Origin of the sequence: Bacteroides sp. NSJ-39 (assembly GCF_014287315.1) — a bacterium.
GTDB classification, from domain to species: Bacteria; Bacteroidota; Bacteroidia; order Bacteroidales; family Bacteroidaceae; genus Bacteroides; species Bacteroides finegoldii.
Genome location: NZ_JACOOB010000078.1, coordinates 1 through 661 on the forward strand (window position 1 = coordinate 1; position 661 = coordinate 661).

General features: G+C 42.8%; 1 protein-coding gene. It reads left to right on the forward strand.

Annotation, left to right across the window (positions count from 1 at the left end):
* Nucleotides 1–54 precede the first annotated feature (54 nt).
* The coding region (locus H8S63_RS19805) for a transposase (RefSeq protein WP_186927719.1) at nucleotides 55–661 on the forward strand (607 nt) is incomplete at its 3' end.

Sequence of the window (661 nt, forward strand, 5' to 3'; positions counted from 1 at the left end):
CCCCCCAAAAAACGGTTTGACGGCCAAAACGGGGGTAATCTAAAATAAAAACACATGGTAAAGATACAAAAAATCTCAGAAATCGAACCTCGTTTAGGTTTTACCGAGTTCGATATGCTAAAAAAATATCGTCAAAGTTTTGCAACGAGTGAATTAGGTCGCCTCCATGCTCTGTTTCCTTTCTCGGAACTGGCCCGACAAATGCATTTGAAGTCCTCTGCTTTGGGTCGTAAAAGTTATTTTTCTCCCGAAGGTAAAATAGCCTTGATGGTCTTGAAGTCCTATACCAACTTTTCCGATGCACAACTGATTGAGCATTTAAACGGTAATATTCATTACCAGTTGTTTTGTGGTGTTCAGATTGATCCGCTTCATCCGCTAACCAATCCTAAAATCGTTAGTGCAATTCGTCAGGAACCAGCGAATCGCCTTGACGTTGAGTCCCTCCAGCTCATTCTTGCCGAGCATTGGAAACCTTATCTTGAGAACCTTCATGTCTGTATGACCGATGCCACCTGTTATGAAAGTCATCTGCGTTTTCCTACTGATACCAAACTCTTATGGGAAGGTATTGTATGGCTTCATCGTCATCTGTGCAAACATTGCCAGACCTTGCACATACAACGTCCCCGTAACAAGTATCTTGATGTACGCCGTGCCT